8 protein-coding genes and 1 pseudogene are annotated in these 7,333 nt (G+C 73.2%); 7 read left to right on the forward strand and 2 right to left on the reverse strand.

Features of this window, described 5'->3' with window-relative positions:
- Positions 1 to 71: 71 nt before the first annotated feature.
- The 4 genes and pseudogenes from ACVNF4_RS29630 to ACVNF4_RS29645 form a co-directional block, all read left to right on the forward strand.
- Positions 72 to 506: pseudogene (locus tag ACVNF4_RS29630) on the forward strand (prolyl oligopeptidase family serine peptidase); the annotation flags it as partial.
- On the forward strand, positions 494 to 1,420 hold the full coding sequence (locus ACVNF4_RS29635) for a S66 peptidase family protein (RefSeq protein ID WP_461805960.1): 927 nt from the start codon (positions 494 to 496) through the stop codon (positions 1,418 to 1,420). The pseudogene ACVNF4_RS29630 and the gene ACVNF4_RS29635, both read left to right, overlap by 13 nt.
- A 50-nt stretch (positions 1,421 to 1,470) precedes the next feature.
- Positions 1,471 to 1,713, forward strand: a complete 243-nt coding sequence (locus ACVNF4_RS29640; RefSeq protein ID WP_461805961.1) for a LapA family protein — start codon at positions 1,471 to 1,473, stop codon at positions 1,711 to 1,713.
- Between the two features lie 21 nt (positions 1,714 to 1,734).
- A complete protein-coding gene (locus ACVNF4_RS29645) occupies positions 1,735 to 2,277 on the forward strand; it encodes a GNAT family N-acetyltransferase (protein ID WP_461805962.1) in 543 nt (180 codons plus the stop codon).
- Here ACVNF4_RS29645 and ACVNF4_RS29650 read toward each other — a convergent pair.
- A complete protein-coding gene (locus tag ACVNF4_RS29650; protein WP_461805963.1) occupies positions 2,255 to 2,602 on the reverse strand; it encodes a DUF6204 family protein in 348 nt (115 codons plus the stop codon). The genes ACVNF4_RS29645 and ACVNF4_RS29650 overlap by 23 nt on opposite strands.
- Before the next feature lie 157 nt (positions 2,603 to 2,759).
- On the reverse strand, positions 2,760 to 3,575 hold the full coding sequence (locus ACVNF4_RS29655; protein WP_461805964.1) for a class I SAM-dependent methyltransferase: 816 nt from the start codon (positions 3,573 to 3,575) through the stop codon (positions 2,760 to 2,762).
- A gap of 172 nt (positions 3,576 to 3,747) precedes the next feature.
- On the opposite strand from ACVNF4_RS29655, the gene ACVNF4_RS29660 reads away from it, so the two are divergent.
- From ACVNF4_RS29660 to ACVNF4_RS29670, 3 genes are all read left to right on the forward strand, one after another.
- Positions 3,748 to 5,367: an ABC-F family ATP-binding cassette domain-containing protein gene (locus tag ACVNF4_RS29660; protein ID WP_461805965.1), complete on the forward strand. Its 1,620-nt coding sequence runs from the start codon at positions 3,748 to 3,750 to the stop codon at positions 5,365 to 5,367.
- A 246-nt stretch (positions 5,368 to 5,613) separates the two neighbouring features.
- Positions 5,614 to 6,402, forward strand: coding sequence for an RNA polymerase sigma factor SigF (locus tag ACVNF4_RS29665; protein WP_461805966.1), 789 nt, complete (start codon positions 5,614 to 5,616; stop codon positions 6,400 to 6,402).
- Positions 6,403 to 6,566: 164 nt separating this feature from the next.
- Complete coding sequence (locus tag ACVNF4_RS29670; RefSeq protein ID WP_461805967.1) at positions 6,567 to 7,190, forward strand: hypothetical protein; 624 nt, start codon at positions 6,567 to 6,569, stop codon at positions 7,188 to 7,190.
- Positions 7,191 to 7,333 lie beyond the last annotated feature (143 nt).

The raw sequence follows: 7,333 nt of genomic DNA on the forward strand, positions 1-7,333 counted from the left end.
CGCTCGGAACTGGCGGGCTGGGCCAACTACGGCTACTGCGCGTCGCATTCGCGGTTCTTCTGGGGGCTGCGGCTGCCGGCGGCTGGACCGCCGCCGTCTCGGTGACCCACACCGACGTCTACGCCTGCGCCGCGATCCGCTACCCCGTCCTCGACCCCGCCGCGTTCGCGGACGGCGGCACGCACGACTTCGAGTCCCGCTACCTCGACGGGCTGATCGGCCCGCGCGAACGGTTCGCCGAGCGGTCGCCCGTCGACCACGCGGAACGCGTCACCGTGCCGTTCCTGCTGCTCCAAGGGCTCGACGACGTGATCTGCCCGCCCGCGCAGTGCGAACGATTCGTGGAACTCGTCCGAGTGCCGCACAGGTACCTCACCTTCGAGGGCGAAGGGCACGGATTCCGCAAGGCGTCCACGAACATCAGCGCACTGGAGGCCGAACTCGCCCTCTACGCCGAGGCGTTCGGATTCCCCGCAGTGAAGGAACAGACCCCGTGGACGAGTTGACCCGCCCCCGCCGTCTCACCCCCGGCGCCCGCGTGGCCGTCGTCGCCCCCAGCGGGCCCGTCCCCGAGGAACGCCTCCAGGCCGGCCTCGACGTCCTGCGCGGCTGGGACCTCGACCCCGTCGCCGCACCCCATGTCCTGGACCGGCACGCCGAGTTCCCCTACCTGGCGGGCACCGACGCCGACCGGGCGGCGGACCTCCAGAACGCCTGGTGCGACCCGGACGTCGACGCCGTGCTGTGCGCGCGGGGCGGATACGGCGTCCAGCGCATGGTGGACCTCCTCGACTGGGACGCGATGCGGGCGGCGGGCCCGAAGGTGTTCGTCGGCTTCAGCGACATCACCGCGCTGCACGAGGCGTTCGCCCGGCGGCTCGGCGTCGTCACCCTGCACGGGCCGATGGCGGCCGGGATCGACTTCGTCAAGAACCCGGACGCGCAGCGGCATCTGCGGGCGACCCTCATGGACCCCGAGTCGGTCCAGACCCTCACCGCGACCGGCGGGGGCGCGCTGGTCGGCGGGCGGGCCCGGGGCGTCGTCCTCGGCGGCTGCCTGTCCCTGCTCGCCGCCGATCTGGGGACGCCGTACGCACGGCCCTCCGCGCGCGGGGGGCTGCTGTGCCTGGAGGACGTGGGGGAGGAGACGTATCGGCTCGACCGCTACCTCACCCAACTGCTGCGCGCCGGCTGGCTGGACGGGGTGCGGGGCGTGCTCCTCGGGTCCTGGGCGGACTGCGACGCCTACCCCCTCGTCCGCGCCATGCTGGTGGACCGGCTCGGCGGGCTCGGGGTGCCGGTCGTGGAGGAGTTCGGGTTCGGGCACGGGGCGGGGGCGCTGACCGTGCCGTTCGGGGTGGCCGGGACGCTCGACGCGGATGCCGGGACGCTCACGCTGGACGCGCCCGCGCTGCGGTGAACGGCGCCGCTCGCCGTGCGGATGCGGCCGGGCGGGGGCACCCTGGTCGCATGAGCCCGAAGACGACCTCCGACAGCGGGGCGAAGAAGGGGGCCGGCGGCCTGCTGACGCCGGGGCGGATCGCCGTCGCGGTGCTGGGTGTGCTCGCCCTCGTCTTCATCTTCGAGAACACCCGCGCGACCAAGATCCGGCTGCTGATCCCCGAGGTCACCATGCCGCTGTGGACGGCGCTGCTGGCCACCGCCGCCGTGGGGGCGCTGTGCGGGGCGTACTTCGTGAGACGGCGCCGCTAGGACACGCCGTACGCTGGTCGGATGCCTCATGACCAGCGTTATCTCGCCGAAGGCCCTCGCGTGGGGATACGTCACTTCACCTACGGGGACGGCGCCGAGTTCACCGCCCGCGCGCGGGAGAGCAAGGAACTGCACCAGCCGTGGCTGTACCCGCCGGACAGCGCCGACGCGTACACGGCGTACGCGTCGCGGCTGATCGAGGACCCGTCCAAGGCGGGGTTCCTGGTGTGCACCAAGGACGACGGGGCGATCGCCGGGTACATCAACATCAACAACATCGTCGAAGGCGCTTTCCAGTGCGGGGCGCTGGGGTACGGGGCCTTCGCGCACGCGGCCGGGCGGGGGCTGATGCGTGAGGGGCTCGACCTCGTCGTCGGGCATGCCTTCGGGCCGATGCGGCTGCACCGGCTGGAGATCAACGTCCAGCCGGGCAACACGGCCTCGATCGCCCTCGCGCGCGGTGCCGGGTTCCGGCTGGAGGGGCTGTCGCCGAAGATGCTCCACGTCGGCGGCGCCTGGCGCGATCACGAGCGCTGGGCGATCACCGTCGAGATGCGGGCTTGACGTTGATCTTCATGGTGTCCAGGTCGGTCACCTTGGACTTCAGGCCGGTGAAGCCGTGGCCCAGCGCCCGCAGCGCCGTCTCCGCGCGGTCCTCGGCGATCGCCCCGGCCATCTCCTCGCCGTCCGCCGCGTCCGACACCACCACGTACCGCATCGAGAAGTGCTTCAGCGGACGCGGCTCGTAGGTGAGCGAGCCGTCCTCGGTGAACCGCATGCTGGACAGGCCGTGGTCCGCGGCCTCGGCGAGCAGCCGCTCCCGGGACTCCTCGGTCAGTCCGTCCCACGTGCCCCGGACGATCACCCGGTAGGTGTGCTGCTCGCTCATCGGTCGCCTTCCCTGTCCGTCGTTCGACCGGCCGACTCTACGGGCGCGGCGCGGGGGAGCCCACGGAATTTCGGGCGCGCGCCCGGCTGCCGCGTGCGGGGAGGGCGCACGGAACGTCCGGCGCCCGCGCACCCCGCCCCCGCTCACCTCGCCGCCGTCACTTCCGGCAGAGCACCTCCCCGTGCAGGACGGCGAACCACGCGTCCTCCTGCCGGCCCCACTCCCGCCACGCCTCGGAGACGGCCGTCAGCTCCTCCCGGGTCGCGTGGCCGCCCCCGGTCGCGCGGTCGGCGTACGCGGAGGCCAGGGTGCGGTCCGCCCACAGGCCGCTCCACCAGGCGCGCTCCTCGGGTGTGGAGAACGTCCAGTTCGCGGAGGTGGCCGTGATGTCCGTGAACCCCGCGGCCAGCGCCCACGACTTGAGACGCCGCCCGGCGTCCGGCTCGCCGCCGTTCGCGCGGGCCACCCTGCGGTACAGGTCGGACCAGGCGTCCATGCCGGCCGAGGCCGGGTACCAGATCATGCCCGCGTAGTCCGAATCGCGGACGGCGACGAAACCGTTCGGCTTGGTCACCCGGCGCATCTCCCGCAGCGCCTGCACCGGGTCGCCGACGTGCTGGAGCACCTGATGGGCGTGGACGACGCAGAACGTGTCGTCCGGGAAGTCCAGCGCGTGGACGTCGGCGACCGCGAAGTCGACGTTCGTCAGACCCCGCCCGGCGGCGGTCGCGCGGGCCTGCTCCAGGACGTCCGGGGCCTGGTCGACGCCCGTGACGTGGCCGTCCGGGACCAGCGCCGCGAGGTCGGCGGTGATCGTGCCCGGACCGCAGCCGATGTCCAGGACCTTCATGTGCGGCTTGAGCGAACTCAGCAGGTACGCCGCCGAGTTGGCCGCCGTGCGCCAGGTGTGCGAGCGCAGGACGGACTCGTGGTGGCCGTGCGTGTAGACGGCCGTCTCCCGTGCTTTCGGCATGACTGTGCCCCTTCGCGTCGTCATCGCCCCGTCGGGCCGGTGCGGTTCTCACCGTAGCGCCGGTCTCCGTATTTTGAGACGATGCGTCTTGCCATGTGGACTGACTGGCCGTCAGGCAGTCCGTGCGATAACGGTTTGCCCTGCTGGTCGCGGGGACGCAGAATGCGTTTCCATGGGACATCTGGAAGCCGCGCATCTCGAGTACTACCTCCCCGACGGGAGGGCGTTGCTCGGCGACGTGTCCTTCCGGGTCGGGGAAGGGGCGGTCGTCGCCCTCGTCGGCCCGAACGGGGCCGGGAAGACGACCCTGCTCCGCCTGATCTCCGGCGAGCTGAAACCGCACGGCGGCTCCGTCACCGTCGGCGGCGGACTCGGCGTGATGCGCCAGTTCGTGGGCTCCGTACGGGACGAGACGACCGTCCGCGACCTACTCGTCTCCGTCGCCCCGCCGCGGATCCGCGAGGCAGCCGGCGCCGTCGACCGCGCCGAGCACGCCCTCATGACCGTGGACGACGAGGCCGCCCAGCTCCAGTACGCGCAAGCCCTCGCCGACTGGGCCGAGGTGCGCGGGTACGAGTCGGAGACCCTGTGGGACATGTGCACCACGGCCGCGCTCGGGGTGCCCTACGAGCGCGCCCAGTTCCGGCAGGTGAGCACGCTCTCCGGGGGCGAGCAGAAGCGGCTGGTGCTGGAGGCGCTGCTGCGCGGCACCGACGAGGTGCTCCTCCTCGACGAACCGGACAACTACCTCGACGTGCCCGGCAAGCGGTGGCTGGAGGAGCGGCTCAAGGAGACCCGCAAGACCGTCCTGTTCGTCTCGCACGACCGTGAACTCCTCGCGCGGGCCGCCGAGAAGATCGTCTCCGTGGAGCCGGGCCCCGCAGGCGCGGACGCCTGGGTGCACGGCGGGGGGTTCGGCACGTACCACGAGGCGCGGCGCGAACGCTTCGCCCGCTTCGAGGAGTTGCGCAGGCGCTGGGACGAGAAGCACGCCCAGCTGAAGAAGCTCGTCCTGTCACTCCGTCAGGCGGCCACCATCAGCCACGAGTTGGCGTCCCGCTACCAGGCCGCGCAGACCCGGCTGCGGAAGTTCGAGGAGGCGGGGCCGCCGCCGGAGCCGCCGCGCGAGCAGGACATCAAGATGCGGCTCAAGGGCGGGCGGACCGGTGTACGGGCCGTCACCTGCAAGGGACTTGAGCTGACCGGTCTGATGAAACCCTTCGACCTGGAGGTCTTCTACGGCGAGCGCGTCGCCGTCCTCGGCTCCAACGGGTCGGGGAAATCACACTTCTTGAGGCTCCTCGCCGGGGAGGAGGTCGCCCACAGCGGCGACTGGAAACTCGGCGCGCGCGTCGTCCCCGGGCACTTCGCGCAGACCCACGCCCACCCCGAACTGTTCGGCCGCACCCTCCTCGACATCCTGTGGACCGACCACGCGCAGGACCGGGGCGCCGCCATGTCCCGGCTGCGGCGCTACGAGTTGACCAACCAGTCCGAGCAGAACTTCGAGCGGCTCTCCGGCGGCCAGCAGGCCCGCTTCCAGATCCTCCTGCTCGAACTGCGCGGCTGCACCGCCCTGTTGCTCGACGAGCCGACCGACAACCTCGACCTGGAGTCCGCCGAGGCGCTCCAGGAGGGCCTGGAGGCGTTCGACGGGACCGTCCTCACCGTCACCCACGACCGGTGGTTCGCCCGCTCCTTCGACCGGTACCTGGTGTTCGGCAGCGACGGGAAGGTGCGGGAGACGACGGAGCCGGTGTGGGACGAGCGGAGGGTGGAGCGGGCGCGGTAGGAACGTCGCTCAGGGGCAGACAGGGCGAGCGCGGGCGTCCGGGGCGGCGTCGGCGTCCGCCCTGGTCGGCGTCGTCCCGGGTTTGCGGGGCAGGGCCCGGGGCAGGCGGAGTGACGTGCTTCGGACCGGAGGCACTCGGTGGAGCCCCGCGCGAGGCGGCTCGTGGTACGGCCGTCGGCCGCGCGGGACGCGCTCCCCCGGTGAACCGTCCAACCCAGAGCACCGGCAAGGGAGTTGCGACGCACCATGCGAAACCAAGCGAGCGCCAAACGCCATCCGCACGACGACGCCCCCGACACCGCCGCCGCCTTCCGCGCACTGGCGGACCTCCCCGAGGGCCACGACCACGACCGCCTGCGCGCCGAGATCGTCGAGGCATGGCTGCCGATGGCAGACCGCCTCGCCGGCCGGTTCCGCAGCCGCGGGGAGAGCCTGGAGGACCTGCGCCAGGTCGCCGCCCTCGGCCTCGTCAAAGCCGTCGACCGCTACGACCCCGCGCGCGGCAACGCCTTCGAGAGCTACGCCGTGCCGACCGTCACCGGCGAGATCAAACGGCACTTCCGCGACCACCTGTGGACCCTGCACGTGCCCCGGCGCGTCCAGGACCTGCGCAACCGGGTCCGCTTCGCCCGCCAGGACCTCGCGCAGGGCGGCGCGCGGCCCACCGTCGCCGAGATCGCCGAACGCGCCCAGCTCAGCGAGGCCGACGTCCGCGCCGGTCTGGAGGCGCTCGACAGCTTCACCGCCCTCTCGCTGGACGCGGAGCTGCCCGGCGGCGACGACGGGTACTCCCTCGGCGACGTCCTCGGGGCGTCCGACCCCGCGCTCGACGTCGTCGTCGACCGCGAGGCCGTGCGGGGGCGCCTGGCGGCGCTGCCCGAGCGGGAGCGGGCCATCCTGTACATGCGGTTCTTCGGGGACATGACACAGAGCCGGATCGCCGAGCGGCTCGGGATCTCGCAGATGCATGTGTCCCGGCTGATCAGCCGGTGCTGTGAGCGGGTGCGGGAACAGGTGCTTCAGGACGCTGCCTGAGGGGTGGCCGGGGGCGGTGTCGGAGGGGGCGTCCGAGGCGTCGTTCACCCGGTCGGGTGGAGCCGTTGCCGCCGAACGAGGGTGCACGCGCGCGTGGTGCCGTGCGGCGGGCTGTGATGGCTGTAAGTCCTCCGCAGCCGTCGCACGTCGCACCTAGGAGTCCCATGCGCCGCAGCGCCCGTGTCCTGTCCGCCGCGATCCTCGCCGGCGGGGTGTTCGCCGCGACACCGGCCGCCGCCGCGGACCCCGCCGCCGAGGTCACCCCGGCGACCGTCTCGCCCGGCTCCACCGTCACCGTCTCCGTCACCTGCGACCCCGTCACCGGTCCGGCCCCGGCCACCCTGGAGGCGACGTCCCTGGCGTTCGCCGAGGACACGGTGAGCCTCCAGCAGGTCCCCGGCGGCGGCCCCGGACCCGTCTACCGGGGCACCGCGCGGATCGCGGGCCCCGGCGAGTTCAGCGGTCAGGAGGGCATCGGGCCCGACTCCGCGTGGACCGTCGAGGGCACGTGTCCGGCGGCCCGGGGGGCCCACGGACGCGCCTGGAGCGCCACCTTCGACGTCTCTCGCGCGGGCGGCAGCGGCCCGGCCCCCTGCACCCGCCCGCCCCAGCAGCCCTGGCCCGACTCCTGCCCCGGCCCGACCGTCCAGCACGGGGTGAAGGCGGGGGCGGGGGGTACGTTCACCGACTCCGCCCCCGCCCTGGTCGCCGGGGGGCTGTTCATCGCGGGGGCGTTCGCTGCGGCGGGGCATCGGCTGTGGCGGAGGAGGACGGCGGCGGGTGGGTGAGGGCGCGGTGCGGAGGGTGGGGGGTTGCGGGGGTGTGGGCGGCGCGGGCGGCCGGGGTGCGGGAAGTGGTGCGCTGGGTGGGGGAGAGGCCGGCGAGGTTCGGGCACCCGGTTCGGGCGGGGGCGTCGGGGACGGCGGTGGGT

Source organism: Streptomyces sp. S6, from assembly GCF_054880855.1.

What these genes read in the sequence shown, in the direction of transcription:
- ACVNF4_RS29640 (WP_461805961.1), top strand. Translation starts at nt 1,471, where the DNA reads ATGAGCCCGAAGACGACCTCCGACAGCGGGGCGAAGAAGGGGGCCGGC.
- ACVNF4_RS29645 (WP_461805962.1), top strand. Translation starts at nt 1,735, where the DNA reads ATGCCTCATGACCAGCGTTATCTCGCCGAAGGCCCTCGCGTGGGGATA.
- ACVNF4_RS29650 (WP_461805963.1), bottom strand. Translation starts at nt 2,602, where the DNA reads ATGAGCGAGCAGCACACCTACCGGGTGATCGTCCGGGGCACGTGGGAC.
- ACVNF4_RS29655 (WP_461805964.1), bottom strand. Translation starts at nt 3,575, where the DNA reads ATGCCGAAAGCACGGGAGACGGCCGTCTACACGCACGGCCACCACGAG.
- ACVNF4_RS29660 (WP_461805965.1), top strand. Translation starts at nt 3,748, where the DNA reads ATGGGACATCTGGAAGCCGCGCATCTCGAGTACTACCTCCCCGACGGG.
- ACVNF4_RS29665 (WP_461805966.1), top strand. Translation starts at nt 5,614, where the DNA reads ATGCGAAACCAAGCGAGCGCCAAACGCCATCCGCACGACGACGCCCCC.
- ACVNF4_RS29670 (WP_461805967.1), top strand. Translation starts at nt 6,567, where the DNA reads ATGCGCCGCAGCGCCCGTGTCCTGTCCGCCGCGATCCTCGCCGGCGGG.